Origin of the sequence: Kribbella orskensis (genome assembly GCF_004342085.1) — a bacterium.
GTDB classification, from domain to species: Bacteria; Actinomycetota; Actinomycetes; order Propionibacteriales; family Kribbellaceae; genus Kribbella; species Kribbella orskensis.
In genome coordinates this window covers 277,665-298,984 of record NZ_SLWM01000005.1, presented here as the reverse complement: position 1 = coordinate 298,984, position 21,320 = coordinate 277,665, and the positions used below count along the sequence as shown (strand labels likewise).

General features: G+C 68.4%; 26 protein-coding genes and 1 tRNA gene. 14 read left to right on the top strand and 13 right to left on the bottom strand.

Annotated features, from left to right (window positions below; translation table 11 throughout):
• Positions 1 to 39: 39 nt before the first annotated feature.
• A tRNA-Lys gene (locus tag EV644_RS16825) sits at positions 40 to 115 on the bottom strand.
• A gap of 218 nt (positions 116 to 333) precedes the next feature.
• Between EV644_RS16825 and EV644_RS16820 the strand changes: the two genes are divergently transcribed.
• From EV644_RS16820 to EV644_RS16805, 4 genes are all read left to right on the top strand, one after another.
• A complete protein-coding gene (locus tag EV644_RS16820; protein WP_132189201.1) occupies positions 334 to 756 on the top strand; it encodes a DoxX family protein in 423 nt (140 codons plus the stop codon).
• A gap of 51 nt (positions 757 to 807) precedes the next feature.
• Entirely contained in the window at positions 808 to 1,341 is a 534-nt protein-coding gene (locus tag EV644_RS16815) for a sigma-70 family RNA polymerase sigma factor (protein ID WP_305000079.1), read from the top strand.
• Positions 1,338 to 2,000, top strand: coding sequence for an anti-sigma factor family protein (locus EV644_RS16810; protein ID WP_132189200.1), 663 nt, complete (start codon positions 1,338 to 1,340; stop codon positions 1,998 to 2,000). The genes EV644_RS16815 and EV644_RS16810 overlap by 4 nt, the downstream gene beginning before the upstream one ends.
• A gap of 332 nt (positions 2,001 to 2,332) precedes the next feature.
• Positions 2,333 to 3,007: a GAF and ANTAR domain-containing protein gene (locus tag EV644_RS16805; protein ID WP_241998265.1), complete on the top strand. Its 675-nt coding sequence runs from the start codon at positions 2,333 to 2,335 to the stop codon at positions 3,005 to 3,007.
• Positions 3,008 to 3,249: 242 nt separating this feature from the next.
• Here EV644_RS16805 and EV644_RS16800 read toward each other — a convergent pair whose 3' ends face one another.
• The gene (locus tag EV644_RS16800) at positions 3,250 to 3,489 is read right to left on the bottom strand and encodes a hypothetical protein (RefSeq protein WP_132189198.1); all 240 of its coding nucleotides are present in this window, start codon (positions 3,487 to 3,489) and stop codon (positions 3,250 to 3,252) included.
• A gap of 63 nt (positions 3,490 to 3,552) precedes the next feature.
• Positions 3,553 to 4,260 (bottom strand): ArsR/SmtB family transcription factor, encoded by a 708-nt coding sequence (locus EV644_RS16795; RefSeq protein WP_199239858.1) that lies wholly within the window; start codon positions 4,258 to 4,260, stop codon positions 3,553 to 3,555.
• Positions 4,261 to 4,325: 65 nt separating this feature from the next.
• Between EV644_RS16795 and EV644_RS16790 the strand changes: the two genes are divergently transcribed.
• Together EV644_RS16790 and EV644_RS16785 are read left to right on the top strand one after the other, a co-directional pair.
• Positions 4,326 to 4,964: a flavin reductase family protein gene (locus tag EV644_RS16790; protein WP_132189197.1), complete on the top strand. Its 639-nt coding sequence runs from the start codon at positions 4,326 to 4,328 to the stop codon at positions 4,962 to 4,964.
• A gap of 97 nt (positions 4,965 to 5,061) precedes the next feature.
• Positions 5,062 to 5,457 carry a RidA family protein gene (locus EV644_RS16785; protein WP_132189196.1) on the top strand — a complete coding sequence of 132 codons (396 nt, stop codon included), beginning with the start codon at positions 5,062 to 5,064 and terminating at the stop codon, positions 5,455 to 5,457.
• Between the two features lie 49 nt (positions 5,458 to 5,506).
• Here the strand turns inward: EV644_RS16785 and EV644_RS16780 are convergent, their stop codons facing one another.
• Both EV644_RS16780 and EV644_RS16775 read right to left on the bottom strand, forming a co-directional pair.
• Positions 5,507 to 6,379, bottom strand: coding sequence for a serine hydrolase (locus EV644_RS16780; protein WP_132189195.1), 873 nt, complete (start codon positions 6,377 to 6,379; stop codon positions 5,507 to 5,509).
• A complete protein-coding gene (locus tag EV644_RS16775; protein WP_132189194.1) occupies positions 6,376 to 7,257 on the bottom strand; it encodes a LysR family transcriptional regulator in 882 nt (293 codons plus the stop codon). Before EV644_RS16775 ends, EV644_RS16780 begins: the two co-directional genes overlap by 4 nt.
• Positions 7,258 to 7,400: 143 nt before the next feature.
• Between EV644_RS16775 and EV644_RS16770 the strand changes: the two genes are divergently transcribed.
• Positions 7,401 to 8,363, top strand: a complete 963-nt coding sequence (locus EV644_RS16770; protein ID WP_241998263.1) for an MBL fold metallo-hydrolase — start codon at positions 7,401 to 7,403, stop codon at positions 8,361 to 8,363.
• A gap of 11 nt (positions 8,364 to 8,374) precedes the next feature.
• Here the strand turns inward: EV644_RS16770 and EV644_RS16765 are convergent, their stop codons facing one another.
• Together EV644_RS16765 and EV644_RS16760 are read right to left on the bottom strand one after the other, a co-directional pair.
• Positions 8,375 to 9,241 carry an oxidoreductase gene (locus EV644_RS16765; protein WP_132189193.1) on the bottom strand — a complete coding sequence of 289 codons (867 nt, stop codon included), beginning with the start codon at positions 9,239 to 9,241 and terminating at the stop codon, positions 8,375 to 8,377.
• A gap of 116 nt (positions 9,242 to 9,357) precedes the next feature.
• Positions 9,358 to 10,134 (bottom strand): GntR family transcriptional regulator, encoded by a 777-nt coding sequence (locus tag EV644_RS16760; RefSeq protein ID WP_132189192.1) that lies wholly within the window; start codon positions 10,132 to 10,134, stop codon positions 9,358 to 9,360.
• A 130-nt stretch (positions 10,135 to 10,264) separates the two neighbouring features.
• On the opposite strand from EV644_RS16760, the gene EV644_RS16755 reads away from it, so the two are divergent.
• On the top strand, positions 10,265 to 11,359 hold the full coding sequence (locus EV644_RS16755; RefSeq protein ID WP_132189191.1) for a YeiH family protein: 1,095 nt from the start codon (positions 10,265 to 10,267) through the stop codon (positions 11,357 to 11,359).
• 4 nt (positions 11,360 to 11,363) lie between these two features.
• On the opposite strand, the gene EV644_RS16750 is transcribed toward EV644_RS16755, so the two are convergent.
• Positions 11,364 to 13,193: a glycoside hydrolase family 2 protein gene (locus EV644_RS16750; protein WP_132189190.1), complete on the bottom strand. Its 1,830-nt coding sequence runs from the start codon at positions 13,191 to 13,193 to the stop codon at positions 11,364 to 11,366.
• A gap of 342 nt (positions 13,194 to 13,535) precedes the next feature.
• On the opposite strand from EV644_RS16750, the gene EV644_RS16745 reads away from it, so the two are divergent.
• The gene (locus EV644_RS16745) at positions 13,536 to 14,321 is read left to right on the top strand and encodes an epoxide hydrolase N-terminal domain-containing protein (protein WP_132333378.1); all 786 of its coding nucleotides are present in this window, start codon (positions 13,536 to 13,538) and stop codon (positions 14,319 to 14,321) included.
• Here EV644_RS16745 and EV644_RS16740 read toward each other — a convergent pair.
• Complete coding sequence (locus EV644_RS16740; RefSeq protein WP_132189188.1) at positions 14,307 to 15,176, bottom strand: amidohydrolase family protein; 870 nt, start codon at positions 15,174 to 15,176, stop codon at positions 14,307 to 14,309. The two genes, EV644_RS16745 and EV644_RS16740, sit on opposite strands and share 15 nt — an antisense overlap.
• A gap of 61 nt (positions 15,177 to 15,237) precedes the next feature.
• On the opposite strand from EV644_RS16740, the gene EV644_RS16735 reads away from it, so the two are divergent.
• The 3 genes from EV644_RS16735 to EV644_RS16725 are packed head-to-tail and all read left to right on the top strand — an operon-like array spanning position 15,238 to position 16,354.
• The gene (locus EV644_RS16735) at positions 15,238 to 15,762 is read left to right on the top strand and encodes an ArsR/SmtB family transcription factor (protein WP_241998261.1); all 525 of its coding nucleotides are present in this window, start codon (positions 15,238 to 15,240) and stop codon (positions 15,760 to 15,762) included.
• Between the two features lie 2 nt (positions 15,763 to 15,764).
• Positions 15,765 to 16,067 (top strand): hypothetical protein, encoded by a 303-nt coding sequence (locus EV644_RS16730; RefSeq protein WP_199239857.1) that lies wholly within the window; start codon positions 15,765 to 15,767, stop codon positions 16,065 to 16,067.
• Positions 16,064 to 16,354, top strand: a complete 291-nt coding sequence (locus EV644_RS16725) for a hypothetical protein (RefSeq protein WP_241998260.1) — start codon at positions 16,064 to 16,066, stop codon at positions 16,352 to 16,354. Before EV644_RS16730 ends, EV644_RS16725 begins: the two co-directional genes overlap by 4 nt.
• Positions 16,355 to 16,392: 38 nt before the next feature.
• On the opposite strand, the gene EV644_RS16720 is transcribed toward EV644_RS16725, so the two are convergent.
• Genes EV644_RS16720 through EV644_RS16705 form a run of 4 tightly spaced genes read right to left on the bottom strand, consistent with a single transcriptional unit; the run spans position 16,393 to position 20,627 of the window.
• Positions 16,393 to 17,631, bottom strand: coding sequence for an ATP-grasp domain-containing protein (locus EV644_RS16720; RefSeq protein WP_132189187.1), 1,239 nt, complete (start codon positions 17,629 to 17,631; stop codon positions 16,393 to 16,395).
• Between the two features lie 10 nt (positions 17,632 to 17,641).
• Entirely contained in the window at positions 17,642 to 18,388 is a 747-nt protein-coding gene (locus tag EV644_RS16715; protein WP_132189186.1) for an esterase family protein, read from the bottom strand.
• A 60-nt stretch (positions 18,389 to 18,448) separates the two neighbouring features.
• Positions 18,449 to 19,579 (bottom strand): MFS transporter, encoded by a 1,131-nt coding sequence (locus EV644_RS16710; protein WP_132189185.1) that lies wholly within the window; start codon positions 19,577 to 19,579, stop codon positions 18,449 to 18,451.
• 10 nt (positions 19,580 to 19,589) lie between these two features.
• Positions 19,590 to 20,627 (bottom strand): alpha/beta hydrolase, encoded by a 1,038-nt coding sequence (locus tag EV644_RS16705; protein ID WP_132189184.1) that lies wholly within the window; start codon positions 20,625 to 20,627, stop codon positions 19,590 to 19,592.
• A 157-nt stretch (positions 20,628 to 20,784) separates the two neighbouring features.
• On the opposite strand from EV644_RS16705, the gene EV644_RS45375 reads away from it, so the two are divergent.
• Both EV644_RS45375 and EV644_RS47760 read left to right on the top strand, forming a co-directional pair.
• Positions 20,785 to 21,108: a hypothetical protein gene (locus tag EV644_RS45375; protein ID WP_199239856.1), complete on the top strand. Its 324-nt coding sequence runs from the start codon at positions 20,785 to 20,787 to the stop codon at positions 21,106 to 21,108.
• A 3-nt stretch (positions 21,109 to 21,111) separates the two neighbouring features.
• The gene (locus EV644_RS47760; protein WP_199239875.1) at positions 21,112 to 21,300 is read left to right on the top strand and encodes an ester cyclase; all 189 of its coding nucleotides are present in this window, start codon (positions 21,112 to 21,114) and stop codon (positions 21,298 to 21,300) included.
• Positions 21,301 to 21,320 lie beyond the last annotated feature (20 nt).

The following is a 21,320-nucleotide window of genomic DNA, read 5'->3' as shown; positions in this document are numbered from 1 at the left end:
GGTGGCCGCTGCGGGCGTGTGCGCCCTGACCTGGGTGTTTGGTAGGCCCCGTCGGACTCGAACCGACAACCCGCGGATTAAAAGTCCGCTGCTCTGCCAATTGAGCTAGAGGCCCTGGGTGTGGGGAACAGTGTGTCAGGTCTTGGGGGTGGGGCGCTAAACGACCTGCTGGTGGGTAGACCAGTGCGCCAGCTGGTGCCGGAGGGTGATCGGAAGATCACTCGGGGTTGAACCGGATGGACCCCTCGCCCGTTCTGGAGAGGTGAGGGCATTGCCGGTGGCCGACCTCTGCCGGTGGTGCGTGAATCCGTCCGTTCACCTGAGAAGTGAGCTATGACTGTGCTGGAGCGCTGGCAGGACCATGTACTCGCTGTCTTCCGGATCGTAGTGGGGTTCTTGTTCGCCACTCATGGGGCCGCCGCCCTGTTCGGGGTGTTCGGGGACGACAAGGTGCAGGCTTTCGTCTGGCCGAGTTGGTGGGCTTCGGCGACCCAGTTGGTCGGTGGTCTGTTCGTCATGGTCGGGCTGGGGACCCGGTACGCCGCTCTGCTCAGCTCGGGCTCGATGGCCTACGCCTACTTCACTGTGCACCAGGCAGGCGCGTTGCTGCCGGTGCAGAACGGTGGGGAGAAGGCTGCGCTGTTCTCGTTCGCGTTCCTGCTGATCGCGTTCCTCGGATCCGGCGCGTGGGCCCTGGAGCGGCTCCCGGTGTTCAAAGCACAGGAGTCGCGGCAACTCGAGCCGGCGACCGAGTGATCGAGTGACCGACTGCAGCGACCCTGTTCAGTGGCCAGGATCAGGGCCAGGATGATGACTCGTACGCGAGCGAGGGAGTGCCGATGGCCGACGGCGCTGCTGCGCGAGCTGCACGACGTGCACGCGCCTGCGCTGTGGCGGTTCGTGGTCCGGCTGACCGGGGACGACCGGTCCGCCGAGGACGTCGTTCAGGAGACCCTGCTGCGGGCGTGGCGGCGCCCGCAGATCCTGACCGAGGACGAGGCGAGGGCCCGGGCCTGGCTGTTCACGGTGGCGCGCAACCTCGTCATCGACGACCGGCGCAGTGCGCGCGTCACCCGGGAGGTGGCCAGTGACGACCTGCCGGAGAGACCGAGCGCCGACCACGCGAACGCAGTACTGGATGCGTGGCTGGTGGCGGATTCGCTGGCCCAGTTGTCGGACGATCACCGGCAGGTGATCGTGCGCGCGTACTACGGACGCCGCACGATCACCGACATCGCCGAGGAGCTCGACATCCCGGCTGGCACGGTGAAATCGCGGTTGCACTACGGGTTGCGGGCGTTGAGGCTCGCGCTGCAGGAGAGCGGGGTGACGAAGGAATGAGCGACCCGTACCGGGAGTGGGACGCGGCATACCTGCTCGGGGCCCTGTCGGCGAAGGACCGGCGGGCCTATGAGGAGCATCTGCACAGCTGTCCCGACTGTTCGGCGGAGGTGGCGTCGCTGGCCGGAGTACCCGGGACTCTGGCGATGCTGCCGGACGACCGGGCGCTCGCCACGATCACCGCCGCCCCGCCGAACCTGTTGCCGAAGCTGATCCGCGGGGTGCAACGCGACCGGCGCAGGAAGAGGCGCCTGTACGCCGCTGTGGTGGCGGGCGTCGCCGCCACGGCGGCCGTCACCGGCGCGATCGTGGCCGGGCAGTTGGGCGGCGACGGGCCGCCGGGCCAGACCGTGGTGCTCGCGCAGACGGTCTCGAGCAAGTTGTCCGCGGACGCTCGGCTGGTGGACGAGCCGTGGGGGACGACCATCGAGATCAGCTGCCGGTACGAGCAGCTCGCCACCCCGAGCGAGCGGGCCCGGGGCTACGAGTTGTACGTCACGGACCAGGCGGGCAAGGCCACGCTGCTGGCCAGCTGGACCGCGGCGCCCGGTACGACCGTCAAGCCGGCCGCGACGACCAAGCTGCACCGCAACGAGATCAAGACTCTCGACATCCGCGGCTCCGAGTCCGGCCGGGTCCTGCTCGCCGTTCACTTCTAGAAGGACCAGAGCACTTCTAGAGGGACACGAGCAAATCTGATCGCACAGCGACAGAAAATCTGGGCGGACAGTAGCCGAAAACCTGATTGGCCATCGGTTCAAGGGGCACCTGAGGGTCAGGAGCGTCCGGTCGCTCGAGAGGTTGGCCACTCCAGGTCCCGGCGTTCAGAGACGTGCGCCGGGACCGCCGCATATCTCCCGGCGGCCGGGGTATGGTTCTCCTCGGTTGGGAAGTCAGCCGGTGGCGCAGCATGCCGCCCGCGATAGACGGTACCGACCCGCGAGGATGCACCGACGGTGAGAATCCCCCTGCCCTGCTCGGTGACTGCCGAGTGAAGGACAAGTTCGCCCAGGAACTGGCTCAGATGGCGCTGGCCCTGCACGAGCAACCCGATGTCGAGCAGACCGCGGAGCGGTTCCTCGACTACGTCCAGTCGACGATCGGCACTCAGCACGCCAGTGTCGTGCTGCTGCACCGAGGTGGCCGCCTGGAGTCTGCCGCATCGACCGATGCGCTCGTCGAGGAGGCCGACCGGCTGCAGGTCGAGACGGGGGAAGGCCCCAGTTACGCCGCGATCCACGACGAGGAGAGCGTGGTCTGCGCTGACGCGGCGAGCGATGCCCGGTGGCCGGCCTGGTCCGCCGAGGTCGCGATCGTCGGTCTGCGCAGCGTCCTGAGTGTCCGGCTCCGTACGCCGACGACGACGATCGGCGCGCTGAACCTCTACGACAAGGCCGAGCAACGGTTCACCGCCGCGGACCAGGCCATCGCCCAGGTCTTCGCGGACCACGCGGCGGTGGCGGTCGCGAACGCCCGTAGCGAGTCGACGCTGTGGCAGGCGATCGAGGCGCGCAAACTGATCGGCCAGGCGCAGGGCATCCTGATGGAACGGTTCGACCTGACCGACGAGCAGGCGTTCGCCGTACTGCGTCGCTACTCGCAGGACACCAACGTCAAGCTGCGCGACGTCGCGCAGCGGCTGATCGCCACCCGGAAACTCTCCTGAACAATTCAGGAACTCTGCTGAGCAAAGGAAATCTCCGCGAGTCTGTAACGCCGGGGTAGTGACGAGCGATACACCGTGTGTAACGCCACTGAGGATCCCGTCCCAGGCCAACCGCCCGAAGGGCCTGGGACGGGGTTCTCGTCTGTCGCCCTGAGGCGCCCCGACTCCAGTCGTTACGCGAGAAGGCCCCCGGAGAACTCTCCGGGGGCCTTCTCGCGGTTCTTCCTCCTACGCCGTGGTTTCTACGACGCTCGCTCAGTCGGTCGGTCCGACTCCGGCAGCGCGATCCGGTCGGCGGGCAGCCGTTCGGTTCGCTCGATACCGTCGTCGCCCTCGTACTGCACCATGCCGGTCCATCCGGTCTCCTCGTGCTCGCGGCCGATCAGCCACGCAGGCCGCCACTGGCCGTCCGCGAGGACGATGACGTGGCTGGGCAGCGAGAGACGGGACACCAGCTCGGTGTCGGGCTCGAACTCAGTCATGGCCGAAGGCTAAGCGGTTTCACCGACAATTGCCTGTCCAAGGTGTGTTTTCTGCCGTCGGTCTCACGATCTGGAGAGTAGTTCTCGCACCACTCCAACAGACAGGCCGAAAGTTTCCACCGAACCGGTCACCTTGAGTGCCCGCCCACCCGTGATGCGTGTCACCCAGCCTTGCTGCAAAGCGTGTGTGCACAATGCGGCCCCGACGGCACCGGCCAGATGCGGCCGTCGCTCGGTCACATCCAGGCACGACCGTACTGCGGGGCGCCCGTGCCGCGACTCGACCGCGATGCCCAGTTCGTCCAGCCAGCGGGCGCCTTCGGGGGTGAGCGCGACCCCGTCGGACCAGTCGAGCAGGCCGCGCTCCGTCATCGCGTCGGTCAACGCGACCCCGAGTTTCCCCGCGAAGTGGTCGTAGCAAGTGCGAGCCCGCGCGAACGCGTCACGCTTGCTCGCCGCCGACAGGCTGTTGGCGACCTCCGTACGCCGGGGCGCCAGCGCGGCCAGTCCTTCGAGCAGCTCGGCCGTCTCCGGCCCCGCCAGTTTCACGTAGCGATGCCGGCCCTGCCGTACTTCGGACAGGAGTCCGCCGTCGACCAGCAGGTTGAGGTGCTCGCTGATCGTCGGCCGGGAAACCCCTGCCAGCTTGGCGAGTTCGGTCGCCGTCCAGGCACGTCCGTCGAGCAGCGCGAGGCACACCGTCGCCCGGGTGGAATCCGCGAGCATCTTGGCCCAGGCGGCCAGCTCCTGCCCTTCGGTGGATGTGTTCACAGCACCATCCTGCCTCGCGGTCAGTTCGGCGCGGGCCGAAGCAACCCGCTCCTAGCGTCGCAGGCATGACGCACCTGACGATCGAACCGTCCATCCTGTACGTCGGAACGCCGGTCGAGCTGATCTCCACCGAGAACGGCGACGGCACCTTCAACCTCGCGCCGATGTCGTCCGCGTGGGCCCTCGGGGACGTGGTGGTGCTGGGATTCGGCGCGGAGGGCCAGACGGCGTACAACCTGCAGCGGCGGCCGGACCTGGTGATCAACTTCCCCTCGCCAGAACTCTGGGAGTCGGTCGAGCGGATCGCCGGCGTGACTGGGCGTGACCCCGTTCCCGAGCACAAGCGGGCGAGGTTCCGCCACGAGCCGGCCAAGTTCGAGGCCGCCGGGCTGACGCCGGTGGAGTCTGAGCTGGTCCGTCCGCCGAGGGTCGCCGAGTGCCCGTTGCAGTTCGAGGCACACGCCGTCCATGCCGATCTAGATGCCGAGGGCAACTTCCTGATCGTGCAGGCGAAGGTCCTCCGCGTCCACGCCGACCACCGCGTCGTCGTACCGGGCACGTCGTACGTCGATCCGGGCGCCTGGTCGCCGTTGATCTACAACTTCCGCCACTACTTCGCGCTCGGGTCGCAGCTCGGCGAGAGCTTCCGCACCGAGACGCCTACCGCTGACCTAGCACCAGCCGGAGGTCGCGGAAAGTGTTGACTCGTGCAGCGTCACGGGGCGCCTGCGAAGTCAAGGGCGGAAGAGATGGTGGACCGGGGGCGGGGGAGGATGGGGGTCTGATCACTGGAGGTGTGTTGTGAGTCCGATCTCCCATCCGTCGCCCGAAGGTGTTGCCCCGGGCAACGGTTATAGCCATGTCGCGACCGGGCCCGGTCGCTGGGTCGCGATCGCCGGCCAGGTGTCGCTCGACGCCGACGGCAAGTTCGTCGGTCTCGGGGACCCTGCGGCCCAGGCCCAGCAGGTCTTCGCGAACCTCGACCGCTGCCTGACCGCCGCCGGCGCGACCTTCGCGGACGTGGTGAAGCTGAACTTCTACGTCACCGACATCGGCATCCTGCCCGCCGTCCGCACGGCCCGCGACGCGTACGTCGACACTGCCAACCCACCGGCCAGTACTGCGGTGCAGGTGGTCGCCCTCTTCAGCCCCGACGCTCTCCTCGAGATCGAGGCCTACGCGGTCGTCGTGGACTGAGACCGAGAGGCCGGCCAAGCCTCAGCGGGAAGCGTCCAACGGAAGGCGTTCAGCGGAGGTGGTCGACGGCCAGGCGGGCGGCCTCGCCGATGGCGGCGTCGACGCGAGGAAGCCGTCGATCACCTCGGGCCGCGTGGGTGAAGACGGCCACCGCGTAGGCGTCGCCGCCTGGCAACGTCACCACGGCGACCTCGTGCCGCAGGGCTCCGAACGTCCCCGTCTTCCCCGCGATCCGCACCCCGTCATGCGGAAAGCCCGCCGCGATCCGCTGCGTGAACACCTGCTGCTCCATGGCCCTCCGCACGAACGCCGTCTGCCCCTCCGACAACAACCGCCCGCCCCATACCTCGCGCAGCAGCAACGTCATGTCCCGAGCAGAGCCGGCCGACAGATTCGCCGCGTCATACACCCCGGCCGGATCCGTCTGATCGTTATCAGCCAGTACTGCGAACGCCGCGTCCGGGTCACTCGCCCCGGTCCGCCGGACGAGTTCGACGAGGTTGCCCGCAGCCCCTCGCCGTACCCGGGTGTGCTCCAACCCGACGGACTGCAGGAGCTCCGCCAGCCGACCGGGCCCGACCTTGTTCAGCAACGCGTCCGCGGACGCGTTGTCGGACACGCTCATCATCGTGACGGCCAGATCGCGCAACGACATGGTGACCGGATCGGCCAGGATCGACAGCCCGGTCGGCCCGGGGATGCGGGACTCCGGGGAGAGCGTGAGTTGCTCGCACGGATCGAGCTCGCCGGCGTCGACCAGCCGGCAGAACCCGGCGAGCAGCGGCAACTTGTAGACCGACGCGATCGGCACGACCACGTCCGCGTCCAGTTCGACGCTGTCCTCCGGGCGGTCCAGCGAGATCGCATGCAGCCAGCCTCGAGCACCCGCGTCGTCGAAGACCGCGCGGATCCGGGCGTTCACGGCGTCTCCAGGGCCCGGCTGAGCTGCGCGATGACCTCAGCCGGCAACGCGTTCGGAGTACGGGACTGCGGCCAGACGAGCCGTAGCCGCACTGGCAGCGGGTCGTCGATCAAGGGGTGCCTGCCAACTCCTGCGGCCGCCAAGGACGGCTCGGGCGTCACGACGATCGCCTGACCGGCCGCAGCCATCGCAAGGCCGGCCCGCTCGTCGGTGACGATCACTGTGCCGCCACCCGGGCGGTGCAGAGCAAGCGTGTCCAGGAAGAGGTCCCGAGCTGCAGGAGCCTCCGCACGCGGCCGTACGGCTATCGGCAGCCCCTGCAGCTTGCCGAGCGGCAAAGCAGCGCCGTCGTCCGGATAGAGCGCAGTAGGCACTAACGCCGAGGTAGGCATCAACGTGACCGGCCCAGCCTCGAGCCCGTCGAGCACGGCCGGATGCAGTACTGCGGCCAGCCCCAGCCGCCCGGCTGATACCTGCTGCACGAGCGAACTGGTCGGCGCAGAGATCACCGAAACCCTGCTACCGCGTACTGCTGCGCTGCAGGCGGCTGCCACTGCGGCGCCGACGGCGGCGGGCACCTCGGGAGCGAGTCCGAGCCGGATCTCCACGCCTTCGGGGTCCTGCGCGCTCGCGGCGTGGTGGAACTCGTCGATCGCGTTCAGAGCTCGCCGGGCGTGCGGAAGCAGGGCCTTGCCGGCCGGGGTGAGCTCCACCCGGCCGGGCCCTCGCTCGAACAGCTTCGCGCCGACAAGAGCCTCCAACCGACGGAGTCCCTGGGAGAGCGGAGGCTGGGTGATTCCGATGACTCGGGCGGCGTCGCCGAAGTGCTGCTCGTCGGCGAGCGCCACGAAGATCTGCAGGTATCGCTCGGTCAGCACGGCGTAGAACCCCGCTGACCTGCGGCGATATCACCAGAGGATCGACTCATATGTAAGAGCATATTCGACATGGCGGATGCGCCTCGCCTTGACTGGGCGACCAGGCCGGTCGCGCGACCGGCGTACCAGACGAGGGAGACAACGTGACCTTGAGTCGACGAGGAGTGCTCGCGGGAGCAACGGCGGCAGCGGTCGGCGCTGCCGGAGCCGTCGGTCTGCGCGCAGCCGGCTCAGCCGATGCCGCACAAACAGGGGCTGCACAAGCAGGCGCACAAGCAGAGGCTGGAGCCGAGCGGCAGCCGGTGGAGTTCACCTGGTGGGGCAACCACGCTTGGCAGATCCGCAGCGGCGGCAAGGTAGTGCTGACCGATCCGTGGCTGACCCGGTTCCACACCGGCACCTACACGGCGGAAGGCGCCGATCCGAAGACGAAGATCATCAGCAAGCCGTCGGTCATCGACCGCTACGTCACCACCGCGGACGCGATCCTCGTGCACCACGGCCACTACGACCACCTGCCAGACGTGCCGTACATCGCCCGGAAGACCAAGGCGACCGTGCTCGGCAACGAGACCCACCTCAACCTGTTGCGGGCACTGCGCGCGCCGTCGGACCAGTTGTCCCAGGTGACGGGCGGCGAGTACCTGCCCTTCGAGGGCTTCACGATCGAGGTGTTCAGGTCGCTGCACTCGTGTGGCGGGACGCGGCACCAGTTCGCCTACCCCGGCACCCGGCCGGGCGCAGTACCGCCGAAGCCGCGGACGATCGACGACCTGGTGGAGGGCGGCACGCTCGCGTACGTGATCACCATCGGCGGCCTGCGCATCCTCAGTCTCAGTACTGCGGGCTTCGACCCGGTGGCTCTCAAGGACCTGCAGGTGGACGTGGTGCTGGCGGCGCCGGGCGGCGAGCCGGGAGTCACGGACCGGCTGCTTCAGACGATCAAGCCGGTGAAGACGGTGATCGCCACGCACTGGGACGACTTCGATCAGCCGCTGGACAAGCCGGCGGTCGACTGGGGCGGTCTCACCAAGCTCCGCGCCTCAGCCACCGCTGCCGGTTCGTCCTTCGTCGTGGTCGACCACCTGCAATCCACCACCCTCTGAACTGAGCGTCCCTACCGGCCGATGGTGTCCAGCTCCGCGACGGCATCCTCAGGCAGCACCAGCTCGGCCGCGGCGACGTTCTCCCGAAGGTGCTCCACCGAGGAAGTGCCGGGGATCAGCACGATGGTCGAAGAGCGCTGCAGCAACCACGCCAGGGCGACCTGCTGCGCCGAGGCGTTCACCCGGGTCGCGACCTTCGTCAGCGTCTCGGACTGCAGCGGCGTGAAGCCGCCGAGCGGGAAGAAGGGCGCGAAGGCGATGTTCTCCGCGGCGCAGCGATCCACGAGCGCGTCGTCCTGGCGGTTGGCCAGGTTGTAGAGGTTCTGCACGGTGACGACCGGCGCGATGGTCAGCGCCTCGGTCAGCTGGGTGTCGGAGACGCCGCTCAGGCCGAGGTGCCTGATCAGCCCTTCCTCCTGCAACTCGGCGAGCGCGCTGAACTGCTCGGCGATGGACACGTCAGAAGTCTCCTCGTGTCCCGGGGCGCGGAGATTGACCACGTCCAGCGTCTCCAGGCCGAGGTGCTCGAGGTTCTCGCGAACCTGCGCCTTCAAATCGACAGGATCCAGCGACGGGATCCAGCTGGCGTCGGCACCGCGCCGGGCGCCGACCTTGGTGACGATGCGCAGGTCGGCCGGGTAGGGGTGCAGGGCTTCCCTGATCAGCTCGTTCGTAACGGCCGGGCCGTAGAAGTCGCTGGTGTCGATGTGGGTGATGCCGAGCTCGACCGCCGCGCGGAGTACGGCGAGAGCCTGGGCGTGGTCCTTCGGTGGACCGAAGACGCCGCGGCCGGCCAGTTGCATGGCGCCGTAGCCCATCCGGCCGATGGTGAGGTTGTCCGCGAGCGTGAGGGCGCCGCCGGGAACAGTCGTGGTCATCTGCAACTTCTCCTAGTTCGCTTGCCACCGGCGGACCGATCGATCTGCAGGCTGCTCCGACTCTCCGTCGCGCGACCTGGCTGAAGAAGGCTCCCCTTGTCCTGGGAGTGCGAGGGCTAGGAAAGCGCGGTACCGGTCGACGCGGGCGCCAGGCGGTAGCCCTCGTGCGCAGAGAACTCGGCGGCCAGCGCGAACCGGTCGCCGCGGACGATCGTGTGCCGCCACTCGATCTTGCGTCCCTGCGAGTGCCCGACGCGGTTGATCGAGAACGCGGCGGCGTCCGCCGGGCAGTGCAGCAACGCGCGCTCCGCCGGGGTCGGGTTCACCGCGCGAATGTCCTCGCGCCCGTGGTCGAGCCGGAGCCCGGTCCGCTCGGCCAGCTCGTTGTAGAGGCTGGTGTGACTGAAGTCCGCGTCCAGCAGGCCCTCGGCGAGTGATGCGGGCAACCAGACCCGGTCGATCGCCAGCGGCTCGTCTCCCGCGAATCGCACTCGCTCCAGATAGACCAGCGGGCTCGACGCCTCCAGATCCAGCCGGGTGGCGATGACCCCGTCCGCCCGCACGTCCAGCGCCCGTACGACGCTGTGCTGTGTCAGGCCCGACGCCTCCACCGAGGAGAAGAGGCTGTACAGCGCTCCCATCGGCTGGCGGATCTCCGGCGAGGTGGCGACCCGCGGCTGCCGCCCGCGCTCCGCGACGATCAGGCCGTCGGCCCGGAGTTTGCTGAGCGCCTGCCGGACCGTGTGCCGACTGACCTGGTACTCCTCGACCAGCGCGAGCTCCCCGGGGAAGAGGTCGTCGAACTCGCCCGCGCGCAAGCGGCGTACCAGTTCCTGCTGCAACTGCTTCCACAGCGGCTGTCCACCGGTGCGGTCCAGCTTGCGCTCGCTCATCGGGGTCCTTGCGTCGAGTCGGATCCTGCCCGTCTTGCCAAATGTCCGGTCATCTCTTAACTTAAATGTACGCACATTTAGTCTCGAGGGGGTCCGGCGCGTGCTGCACACAGAGGTTAGGTCACCAGGTGTGCCCTCCACTGCTGTCACGGCGCACGTAGACAAGGCTCCGAGCTTCGCTGAACGCCTTCTCGCTCGGGTTCCCGGTCTGCTGATCGTGCTGGCGCTGGCCGCCGTGGCTGTTCCGCTCGGCCGCCTGGTTCCCGTGATCGGCGGTCCTGTGTTCGGGATCGTGCTGGGCGTGCTCGCCGGCCTGCTCGTCCGCCCGCTGCGAGCGGATGCTTGCCGGCCCGGCTATGACTTCGCCTCGAAGAGTCTCCTGCAGTTGTCGATCGTCGTACTCGGTACCGGCCTGTCCTTGCAGCAGGTGGTCCGCGTTGGCGGTAGCTCGCTGCCGGTCATGCTCGGCACTCTGACCGTGGCTCTCGGCGGCGCCTGGCTGTTCGGCCGCCTGCTGGGTGTGCGTGGCGACACCCAGACCCTCATCGGAGTCGGTACTGCGATCTGCGGGGCCTCGGCGATCGCCGCAGCGACGGCAGCTATCGGGGCGAAGCGGTCCTCGGTGGCCTATGCGCTGGCCACGATCTTCACCTTCAACGTGGCCGCCGTGCTGCTGTTCCCGCCGCTCGGCCACTTGCTCGGACTGAGCGCCGAGTCCTTCGGTCTGTGGGCCGGAACCGCTATCAACGACACCTCATCGGTGGTCGCCGCCGGCTACGCGTACAGCCAGGAGGCGGGGGATCAGGCGCTGGTCGTCAAGCTGACCCGATCGCTGATGCTGGTCCCGATCGTGCTCGGCCTGGTGATCCTCAAGTCCCGCCGCGAAGCCCGCGCGGCCGCGGCGCTCGCGGCGACCTCGGCGTCCTCAGCGGGTGTGGGCGTGCAGAAGCGCCTGCCGTGGCGCCGGATGGTCCCGCTGTTCCTGATCGGCTTCATCGCCGCCGCGGGTCTGCGCAGCGCGGGCCTGGTCCCGGACGGCTGGCAGGAGAACCTCTCGCTGCTCGGCACCTTCCTGATCACCTCGGCCCTGGTCGCGATCGGCCTCTCCCTCCGCCCGGCCGAACTCCGCGCCGCGGGCTTCCGTCCAGTCCTGCTCGGCGCGATCCTCTGGGTCTCGGTCGCCCTCAGCAGCCTGGGCCTGCAGTGGGCGACCGGGACCGTCTAGAGCTTCAGTCCTTCTCGTACGCCGCAGCCCGCGTCTGGATGCTCTGGATGCGAGGCACGTCCAGCTTGTTGGAGCGGTCGAAGCGGTAGATGCCGTTCTCTTCCTGGAAGACGTCCGTCAGCTGGGTGTAGCAGTAGCCGAACATCAGCGGGTTGTCGAGCAGTACGTCGACCAGCCCGGTGAAGCGCTCGTAGAAGTCACCCTCGTCCTTGACCCGCTGGCCGTAGCCCCACGACTCGTTCGTGTTGTTGCCGGCGGCCGCCGCGGCTGCCTCCGGGTTCCACCAGATGCCGCCGAACTCGCTGCAGAAGTACGGCTGCCCGTTGTACACCTGCGAGATAGGCCGATCCTCCGAACAACCCGTGTTCCCGTACGGCGTACCGTCGGCGAGGCCCGCCATCTGCTTGCCGAACTCGACGGGGTCCTGCTCGTAGTTGTGCGAGTCCCAGATGTCCGTCTCCGGCACTCGGTGCGAGTAGCCGGACGCGTCGAGCACTGGCCGGGTGGCGTCCGCCGCCTTGGTGGCCAGGAACATCGCCCGGGTCACGTCGTCCAGCTGGGTGATCCGGTCATGCAGCAACTGGTGCGTCTCGTTCAGCGGGCACCAGCCGATGATCGACGGGTGGTTGTAGTCGCGCTCGACCGCCTCCAGCCACTGGGTCACGAAGGACGCGGTCGGCTGCTGGTTGTCCTCTTGGGTGCCCTCGGCAACGTTCCCGCCCCAGTCGCCGAACTCGCCCCAGACCAGGTAGCCCAGCCGGTCCGCGTGGTACAGGTACCGCTCCTCGAACACCTTCTGGTGCAGCCGCGCGCCGTTGAACCCGGCGGCCAGGCTGAGCTCGATGTCCGCGACCAGCGCCTCCTCCGAAGGAGCCGTCATCAAGCTCTCCGGCCAGTAGCCCTGGTCCAGCACGAGCCGCTGGAACACGTGCTTGCCGTTGATCAGCACGGCCTGGCCGTTGATCGACACGGACCGCAGCCCGGCATAGCTGTCGGCCGCGTCCACCACGGAGCCGTCGGCATCCACCAGTTCAAGTCGTACGCCGTACAGGTGCGGGTCCGTCGTGTCCCACAGGCGAACGCGGTCGGCGGGGATCGGCAGCACCAGGCGCGGCGCGAGATCGAGGTCGGCGCGGACCTCGGCGGTGGCAACCTCGCCGGTGCCGTCGGAGATGATCGCCCGGACCTTCCAGCCGGGCTTGTTGGCCGAGATCGGCATGGAGACGTGGAAGGTCGAGCCGGCCACGTCCGGGGTGATCCGCGGGCGCAGCAAGTGGACCTCCGGCACCGCCTCGAGCCAGACGGTCTGCCAGATGCCGGTCGTCCGGGTGTAGTGGCACCCGGAGTTGAAGTACTTGGTGGTCTGCTTGCCCCGCGCCTGTACGCCGTACCGGCTGTCGCGGGCGCGGACCACGATCGTGGCCTCCTCGCCCGGTGACGCGACGCCGGACAGGTCGGCGCTGAACGGGGTGAAGCCGCCGCGGTGCCGGACCACCTCGACGCCGTTGACCCAGACTGTGGCGTCCTGGTCGACGGCCTGGAAGTGCAGGATCGCGTGGTTGCCGGCCCAGCCGGCCGGGATGGTCACCGTCGTCCGGTACCAGACGGCCTCGAGGAAGTCGACGTTCGCGATCCCGGACAGCTCGGTCTCGGGTGCGAACGGCACGACGATCCGCTGCTGCAGCTCGCGATTCGCCACACCGCGCTCCAGCCCGGAGTCGGACCGGTCGATCTCGAACTGCCACTCGCCGTTCAGGCAGAGCCAGTCGGGCCGGACGAACTGCGGCCGGGGGTGCTCGGAGCGAGGTTGCGAGCTGGGCGGGGTGCTGGGCATCGAGGACTCCCGAGAGGTGGAGGGATGCGGTCGCAGACGACAGTACAACGTTGGAATGAGCGCCAGCAATGGTCCTGGCCAAGCCTCGGACGGGCTCTCGCGGACTCTGCTGAACTCTGGTGCAGACCAGATGTCGCCTTGTTGCCAAGCCGGCCGCGTAACCCGGGGCCCGTCCCGTTCGTCACCTGGCGAGAGGGTTCGCGAGCTTTGTTCGTTGCAACAAGCTGCAAATCGTCGACAGATTGCCTGAGACCCAGAACAAACCGTCGGTCGGAGGCGTCATGCTGGGAGACGGCGCGGTCGGCGTGCCGGGGTCGAGGCGGGGGAGTGCGAGGTCGATGCGTGGGGATTGAGCAGACGGCAGAGATACGCGAGCTGCGGTTGCGCGTGCCGCAAGGGGATCTCGAAGCGTTGTACCAGCGGCTGCGCGCGTTCCGGGACGGTGGCGACTACATCGCGGCCGGCCTGGATCGGATCGTGCCCGCTGTGTACGCCGACGATCTGCTCGACTACTGGCTCAACGGTTACGACTGGCGCGAGCACGAGGCCCGGCTGAACACCTACGACCACTACACCACCGAGATCGCCGGGCAGTTCCTGCACTTCCTGCACCTCCGCTCGGCCGACCCCGACGCCAGGCCGGTGCTGCTCACCCACGCCTGGCCCAGCGGCGTAATGGACGTCCTCGACGCCGCGGTGCCGTATGAGGCGCAGGGGACCTTCCACCTGGTCATCCCCTCGATCGCCTGGACCGCTCTGGCCGGACCGCCCGAAGGTTCACCGAGCCAGCGCAGCGCTGCCGGCTGGGACGAGCTGATGCGCCGCCTCGGGTACGACGACTACCAGGTCGGCGACGACCGGTTCGGCGTCAGCGCGACCCCGGCGTACACGGAGGTCACCGAGGCGCGGGCCGAGCAGCGTGGGCTCGACGCGTCGGAGCTGGCCGAGGTGCGCTGGTTCAACGAGAACCTCACCGCGTTCAACGAGGGTCAGCGGGTGTCTGCGCTGGTCCTGAGCACCGCACTGCTCGCCTGGAACGCCCAGCTGGTCAACCTGGACCTCGACCGCGACGCGATCCTCACCGGACTCACCCTGGCCTGGTTCGCCGCGCAGCTACCCGCCGAGTAGCCGTACTCCGTTCTCCCAGCAGACGGCTCGCAACCACTCGTCACCCAGGTCCAGCCGTTCCAGAGACTCCAGCTGTACCGCGTACTCGTACGGGATGTTCGGGAAGTCCGAGCCGAGCACGACCCGGTCCTGCAGGGCTGCGTAGCGCGGGAGCAGGTCGCGCGGCATCGGCGCCATCGCCTCGGTGAACGGCGTGCAGGCCATCGTGGTGTCCAGGTGGACGTTGGGATAGGTCTCGGCCAGCGCCAGGTGCTCGGCGTACTCCGGCATCCCCAGGTGCGCGATCACCGCGGTCAGGCGCGGGTGCTTCCGTAGTACCTCGCCCATCGGCCCGGGACCGGTATGGCGACCGGGGATCGGCCCGGACCCGCAGTGCACCACCACCGGTACTCCGGCCTCGGCCAGCTGGCCCCACACCGCGTCGAGCTCCTCGTCGCGCGGGTCGTAGCCCCCGACCTGGACGTGCACCTTGAAGATCCGCGTCCCGAGCTCCAACGCCTCCTTCACGTACTGCGAGGCGCCCGGCTCCGGGTAGAACGTCCCGCTCGGAACACAGCCGGGTGTCTGCGCGGCGAAGTCCCGGGCCCAGGTGTTGAGCCATGCGGCCATGTCCGGCTTGTGCGGGTACACCAGCGCCGGGAAGGCCCGGACGCCCAACGCCTCGAGCGTGGCGAGCCGATCAGCCACCGGCGTCCGGTAATTCACCGGCCAGGCGACGTCGTAGTGCTCCTCGGCCTGGTCGAAGTACGACCAGACGGCGTTCATCACGGAGTCCGGCAGGAAGTGGACGTGCACGTCCACGAGTCCGCTCAACCCCAACCGCTGCCACCAGCCCGGCACCTCGTCATCACGCACCCGCCTACTTTAGAGAGCTTTGGTACTTGCAATAGCTACGTAACTACGTACTATCCTCAATGTGGAAGAAGCTGTGGATAACCGGCTCGAGGAGCTGGAGCGGCGGATCGCCGCTCTGGAGTCCGCGGCCGGGCCACGCCTTCGACCCGACGACGGGGAGGTACTGCCGGCCGGCCTCGATCCTGAGGCCTTCTTCGCGCTCGCGGCGCTGAAGGAGCGAGTGCCGCCGCCCGGCGCTGTGCTCTACACCGGCAGCGTGACCCTGCCGAACGACCGGCAGATCGATTGGCAGTACGGCCGCACGACGCCCGAAGTACTGGAGGCGGACTGGTCCCAGCGGGCTTCGGCCCTGGCGGCGCTCGGCAACCCGGTGCGGCTGACGCTGCTGCGGGAGATCGTGCACGGCCGGACCACGGTCAGCGCGCTCAGTGCGGTCGAAGGTCTTGGCACGAGCGGGCAGATCTACCACCATCTTCGGCAGCTGACCGCCGAGGGCTGGTTGCACAGTCCGGGTCGGGGCAGCTTCGCTGTACCCCCGACCCGGGTCGTCGCCCTGCTGGCGATCCTGGTGGCCCTGGAGAGGTAAGCATGAAACTGATCGCCGTCCTGGTCGCGGTGGCCGTGCTGCTGCTGCAGTCACGACTGCGCGGAATCGGCGTCGAGGCGCTGGCGCCCAAACGGGACTTCGAGGGCGGCGACAAGATCGGCATGTTCTGGATCACCAGCCCGCTGCGCGGGACCGACCACGCGATGGTCTGGCACAACGGCGGCACCGGCGACTACCGCTCCTTCGTCGGCCTCGACCTGGAACGCAAACGAGCGGTGGTCGTGCTGTCGGATGTCGCTGCCGACGTCGACGACTTCGCCCAGGAACTGCTGGCGGCGTCATGAGGGACATCATCCTGCCGGCGCTGGTGATCGCCTATCCGCTGCAGATCTCCACGAAGCGGCTCCGCGACCGCCTCGACCTCCTGATCGTGCTGGCGGCCGGCGTCCTCTTCCTGCTCTTCGCCCGTACTACGGTCGACTGGCACGAGTTCCCGCCGTGGCTCTGGCTGATCGGCCTCGGCCTGTTCGCCGTGGCAGTCGCCCTCACCGGCCGAGCCTGGCCCCACCTCACCTGGCTCAGCTCGAAACGCCCTCAGCTCCCGCCTTCTCAGCCACCCTCCAACTGGTGATCGCCGCCGCCCTCGTGGCAGTACTCCTTTGACGCTGCCTACTTCGACTGGTCGGTGACCCAGAGGCCGGTGAGGCCGCGGAAGTGGGCCAGGAACTTGTCCTGCTCGTGGGCCGGGTAGGTGGCCGCGACCGTCTCGGTGAGGATGCGGTCGAAGTCCGGGCCGGAGACCCAGGCGACGAGTTGCTCGTCGAAGTCGGGCAGGTTGGTGGCGCACCACTCCTGGTACCTGGCGGTCTCGAAGTACTCGTCGGCCAGGGCCAGGTAGGCCTCGATCTTGGCGTCGTAGTCGAGGGAGTCGTCGTCCGCGACCGCGAAGTACCGCTCGGTGTGGAGGTCGACCTTGGTCCGGCGGCCGGTGGCGAGGGAGAAGATCGACCATTTCACCAAGGCGCCGATGGCCCACGGGAAGTAGTAGTGCAGCGAGGTGACCGCGACGTCGGGGCAGGCGTTCGCGTAGTCGATCGGGTGCACCGAATCGCCGTTCACCAGCATCTCGCAGGAGTTGAACTCCCAGCCGAAGAAGGCGTTCACGATCCGGCTGATCGCGACCGCCTGGTGACCGGCGGACGGGCTGAGGAAGTCGTGCGAGACGGCGTACCGGTTGTGCATCGGCTCGTCCGGCTGGAAGTCCATCACCATCGTCTCGGCGCCGATCGACAGCGCCCGGGCGAACTTCTCGTACTCGACCGTGGCCTGCAGGTGCATCAGCATCTCGCCGGACTCGTCGTAGGCCTGGTGCAGGTCGTCGCGGTTGTTGATCCGCGACACTCCGCGCCAGCCGCCGCCGTCGAACGGCTTCATGTACATCGGGTAGCCGAGGTCGTCCGCGATCGCGTCGAGGTCGAAGGGCTTGTTGTACTTCGCCGACGTGTACGCCCAGCGCACGTTGTCCACCGGGTTCTTGTACGGCACCAGCACCGTCCGGGGGATCTTCAGGCCGAGCCGGAGCATCGCGCAGTACGCGCTGTGCTTCTCCATCGCCTGGAAGGTGAACGGTGAGTTCAGCAGGTAGGTGCCGTTCATCAGCGCGGCCTTCTTCAGCCACTCGCGCGGGTGGTAGTACCAGTACGCCAGCCGGTCGATCACCAGGCCGACCCGGACCGGGTCGTTCAGGTCGAACGGCTCGATGGTGAGCCGCTCGGTGCCGAACTCGTGCGTGGTGCCGGCGGCGTCCTTGACCGGGCCGACCTGCCGCAGCAGCGCCTCGAACGCCTGCGGCCAGTCCTCCTCGGCGCCGAGCAACAAGCCGATCAGATGCTGTGAGCGGTCAGCCACGGTGGGACTCCTAACAGAAGCGGGGAAGGTGGTGGGCAAGCTGCTTGCGCCACCAGGGCCAGTCGTGAGCTACATCGTGTCCCCAGAGGTCCAGCTCGTGCGGTATGCCCTTGGCAGCCAGTGCTGCGGCCGTGGCTCGGGCGGACGGCAGGGAACCGGTCGGGTTGGTCTCCCAGTCGCCCTGGCCGACTGTGAGCAGCAGGAAGACGCGGCTGCGCAGCCACTCCAGGTGGTCGCCGTCCAGGTTGGGCAGGTAGTCCGCCGGGTTGTTGAAGTACATCGCGTCGCCACGCTCGCCCCAGGCGTGCCAGGCGGACGCGTCGTAGTTGCCCGACTGGCAGATCGCGATCGGGAACAGGTCGGCCCGCTTCAGCGCGAAGTTGAGCGCGTGGAACGCCCCGAGGCTGCAGCCGGTGGTGATGATGTCGGAGGCGCCCGGGGTGTCGCTGCCGATCGCCGGGACGACCTGGTTGAGGATCCAAGACTCGTAGCGGCCGTGGTGACGAGCCCGGTCCTCCAGCGGGATGCTGCGGTCGGACCAGCTCTGGTGGTCGTAGGAGTCGACGCAGTACAGCTTGACCCGGCCTGCCTCGATCAGATCGGCGACGGCTCCGACCATGCCGTTGTTCTCGTAGTCCCAGGCACGGCCCTGCTCGCTGGGGAACACCAGGACCGGACGACCGTAATGGCCATAGCGGATCAGCGTGCCGGGTCGGTCCAACCCGGGAGCCTCCAGTTCGACCTGCTCACGCTCCATCCAGCCTCACCCCTGTCCTAGTGCGGGGCACTAGTGTCTCGCGGCCACCCTTACATGTCTTTACGTTGTCTGCCTCGTCTGTGCGCGTCCCGCCACCGGCCCGAGGGCCGCGACGAGCACAGCCAGTACTGCGACGCCGCCAAGTGCCGCGGGCAACGACCAGGCGCTTGAGGCGGCACCTACGGCGGCCGGGCCGAGCAGGAAGCCCAGGTAGGCGATGGTGGTGACGGTGGAGATCGCCCCGGCTCGCCGGTCGGGCCCGGCCCACGCGCCTGCCATGCCGATGATGGTCGGCGCGCAGACCGACGTACCGAGGCCGGCTATGCCGATCCCGATGAGTGCGAGCCAGGCGTTTCCCGCAGCAGCCGCGATGACCGTCCCGACGGCGGCGACGGCTCCTCCGGCGACCAGTAGCTGAGCCGGACGGACTCGCTTGAGCATTGCGTTGCCGCTGATCCGCCCGGTTGCTGCAGCCGCCGCGAAGACGGCGGGGGCGCTTGAGGCGAGGGCGGGGGCCGCGTGGAGCGACGTGTCGAGGTGGACGGCGCCCCAGCTCTGCCAGGCGTTCTCCACGACATAGGCAAGAGCACAGAGGCCGCCGAAGACCAGCAAAGCCGGTTCCAGCTTGCGCTGTGGCTTGTCCTTCTCCACTCGCGGGGTGATGGCTCCTGAGCCCGGCGCGAGGAGCACGGTGGTGATGAGGAGGATCAGGACGAAGACACCACCCAGTACAGGGAGTGCACCGGCTCCGGTCGCGCGTAATGCCGCAGTACTGAGGCTTGCTGCCACTACCGCGATAGAGAACAGGCCGTGGGCCAGGTTCATCAACGGCTTGCCTGTGTCCGCCTCTGCGGTGGAGCCGGTCGCGTTGATCGCGACGTCGGCCGCACCCGAGGTGACTCCCAGCAGGAACAGCGCTGCGCCCAGGGCGACGGCAGAGCCGGCCAGAGCTGGGAGTACGCCGCACAGCCCGAACAGCACCAAGACCACCGGCAGCACGACACCGCCGTACCGGTCGATCAGGTAGCCGGTCAGCCGCATCGAGACGAGCGCGCCGAGGCCGACCATCAGCAGTGCGGCGCCGAGTTGCCCGTCGCTGACCCCTGCTTCCGACTTCACCGCAGGCAGGATCGCGCCCCACGCACCCCAGAAGAGACCGAAGGCGGCGAATCCACCGAGTGTTCTGAGCACCCGGTCGACCCTAAGCCCAGACGCGGTTCAGCAATCCGGTCAGGCAGGGGTCGAGGACGTCGCGCCAGGCGGTGAAGTTGTGCATGTCGGGGGTCTCGTCGAACGCCACGTCGAGGCCGAGCTCGGCCAGGTGGGCGGCCATCACCCGGTTGTTGTGGACGTTCTCCTCAGGAGTTCCCGCGGTGATGACGATGGCCGGCTGGGACGGCGACTCCGTTGCCTTCAGCACCTGCTGGACGAAGCCGGTCACCTCGGCGTAGTACTCGAACTTCGCCTCCTGCGGATCCGTCTCCAGCGTGAAGAACGACCCGGACTGCAGGAAGAGCCCGGCGAACGTGCCGGGGTGGTTCCATTCGGCGTACAGGGCGGCGAGTGCACCGAGGCTCGCGCCCATCAGGACCGGCAGCCTGCTCTTGTACTGCGCGGTGACCGCCGGCAGCACGTGACCCGTCAGACCCTCCGCGTACTGCGGGTTGGCGGCGTACCAGAGGTTCCTCGAGCCGGGGCGGATCAGCGCGAGGCGGAACGGCGGTAAGGTGCCGTCGGCAACCATCGCGCCGGCGTAGTGCGTGAGGCCGGCGTACGAGGCGAACTCCGAGCCGTCGTGGGCCAGTAGCAACGGCAGCTCGAAGCCCGGCGCGATCCCGTCCGGCGCCCAGACCTGCACGCCCACCGGGCCGACCGGCGTCGGGTCCACCGGCAGCGGGGTCAGGCTCGACGCGATCGACTCGACCGAGATCCAGGCGGGCTCGACGTACCCGGGCAGAGGCAACCAGGAGTGCTCGCCGAAGGCGCCGCCGACCACCCTCGGGTTGGTCGGGTCGGTCCGCATGCCGGCCTCGGGGATGTCGAACAGGTACTCCATCCGGTGCACGGACGGTCGCGGCAGGCGCAACTCCCAGCCGTAGTCGACCGGCTTGAACTCCAGCAACTCGGCGGCCAGGCCGAGCTCCTCCCACAGCCGAACGCCGGGCAGGGCATGCCCCGGATCGCCGAGGCGGAACACCACCTCAGCTCCTTCGACGGCGCTGACCAGCTTTTCGGGCATCCGAATACGGTACGACGTCCCGGCCGGTGGTACGGCCACGAGTGGGCAGTCGAGCCTGCAGAAATAGGCAGTCCGTCACCGATGTGCCGCCTGGAAACGGGCCGGAAAGTGATGCTCACGACATCCGCCGGAACTTCTGCACGGAAAGGGTCTTCCGATGACGTCCACCACGCTGCAGCCGAAGGAGGTCGGCATCAGCGCCATCCTGATGATGGCGGACGGCTCACTGGCCGACTTCGAGGCGGTGATCCACCCCGTGGCGACCAACCACGAGGCAAGCGCCGAACCACCGGCCGCCCGAGGTCGCGGCCCGGCGGCCTTCTGCGCGACCGGCCTGCTGGCTGGGGGAAGCCTTTGCCGACGTTTTGCTGGGAGATCGAGCACGTCGTCCGCTGACCGCGGTCTCGTGGTCTTCCACACGACCAAGTCCGGCCGGCACGTGAACACCTTCGTCTCCTACGACGAGACCAGCCGGCCCTAGACGATCCCCGCCACCGGCAAGAGCTTCGCCGTCACCCAGACCCACTGGCTCCGCCTCCGCGACGGCAAGGTCTTCGAGCACTGGGCCAACCGCGACGATCTGGCCCAGGCGGCCCAGCTCGGCTGGGTCCAGCCGACTCCCGGGTATCTCCTGCGAATGGCCAGAGCGCTTCGCCAGGCGCGTTACTCCTGACCCGCGGGCGGACCTGCGGC

Coding starts and splice junctions, on each gene's coding strand:
- EV644_RS16820 (WP_132189201.1), top strand. CDS start 334: ATGACTGTGCTGGAGCGCTGGCAGGACCATGTACTCGCTGTCTTCCGG.
- EV644_RS16815 (WP_305000079.1), top strand. CDS start 808: ATGATGACTCGTACGCGAGCGAGGGAGTGCCGATGGCCGACGGCGCTG.
- EV644_RS16810 (WP_132189200.1), top strand. CDS start 1,338: ATGAGCGACCCGTACCGGGAGTGGGACGCGGCATACCTGCTCGGGGCC.
- EV644_RS16800 (WP_132189198.1), bottom strand. CDS start 3,489: ATGACTGAGTTCGAGCCCGACACCGAGCTGGTGTCCCGTCTCTCGCTG.
- EV644_RS16790 (WP_132189197.1), top strand. CDS start 4,326: ATGACGCACCTGACGATCGAACCGTCCATCCTGTACGTCGGAACGCCG.
- EV644_RS16765 (WP_132189193.1), bottom strand. CDS start 9,241: ATGACCACGACTGTTCCCGGCGGCGCCCTCACGCTCGCGGACAACCTC.
- EV644_RS16760 (WP_132189192.1), bottom strand. CDS start 10,134: ATGAGCGAGCGCAAGCTGGACCGCACCGGTGGACAGCCGCTGTGGAAG.
- EV644_RS16750 (WP_132189190.1), bottom strand. CDS start 13,193: ATGCCCAGCACCCCGCCCAGCTCGCAACCTCGCTCCGAGCACCCCCGG.
- EV644_RS16730 (WP_199239857.1), top strand. CDS start 15,765: ATGAAACTGATCGCCGTCCTGGTCGCGGTGGCCGTGCTGCTGCTGCAG.
- EV644_RS16725 (WP_241998260.1), top strand. CDS start 16,064: ATGAGGGACATCATCCTGCCGGCGCTGGTGATCGCCTATCCGCTGCAG.
- EV644_RS16715 (WP_132189186.1), bottom strand. CDS start 18,388: ATGGAGCGTGAGCAGGTCGAACTGGAGGCTCCCGGGTTGGACCGACCC.
- EV644_RS16705 (WP_132189184.1), bottom strand. CDS start 20,627: ATGCCCGAAAAGCTGGTCAGCGCCGTCGAAGGAGCTGAGGTGGTGTTC.
- EV644_RS45375 (WP_199239856.1), top strand. CDS start 20,785: ATGACGTCCACCACGCTGCAGCCGAAGGAGGTCGGCATCAGCGCCATC.